Genomic DNA, 611 nt, shown 5'->3' with positions numbered 1-611 from the left:
ACTCAGGTCCCACAATGATTGGAGTACAACTCCCTACATCCCCGCCAAAACAATAAAGCAACGAAAATAATCCGTAACAACGTCCCACAAGGATAGATATCTGGAAAGCACAAGGATAGGTCCCAGGAGAGGAATCGATGCCATGCTTGCCAATGAGCGGTGGGACACGAGGAAAATTACGCACCCCAAAAGGGCAATTACAGATGCGTAAGTAACAGTACGTTTGCGCTACCTTGAGCAAAACAAACAAGGAGCCACTATGACTGTATTAAATGAACATTCCGCCGCCTATCAATGGCATCAACGAGCCCAGCAGCGACACCCCGAAAGTGAACAAGAGTGCTTTGAACTCGCGCTATCACAATCGCTAAAAGCCCTTAATGATATCGAGAACTTTGCAATGCAGGAGCCCTACTTGCTTGAGTTTTTAGCCAGTTGCTACGCTAACCAATTTTGGCGAATCCATCGAACACATAAGGAAACCTCACCTGGCCGCTACGGCTGTCGGGTTCGGATTCGCAACCATCGCTTTGAAGCGGCTTGGTATTACAACTGGTATCTCAGTACCAATCAAATGGCACAGCGACACAACAAAGAACAGCGTGTTCGTT

1 protein-coding gene is annotated in these 611 nt (G+C 47.5%); it reads left to right on the top strand.

Features of this window, described 5'->3' with window-relative positions; all coding sequences use genetic code 11:
• Positions 1-259: 259 nt before the first annotated feature.
• Positions 260-611: conjugative transfer protein MobI(A/C) (gene mobI, locus R8O11_RS29225; RefSeq protein WP_318195123.1), on the top strand; the 352-nt coding region annotated here is incomplete at its 3' end.

Source organism: Vibrio sp. 1288 (genome assembly GCF_033344475.1).
The sequence above is the reverse complement of the archived record's forward strand: the minus strand, read 5'-3'. Positions and strand labels throughout refer to the sequence as shown.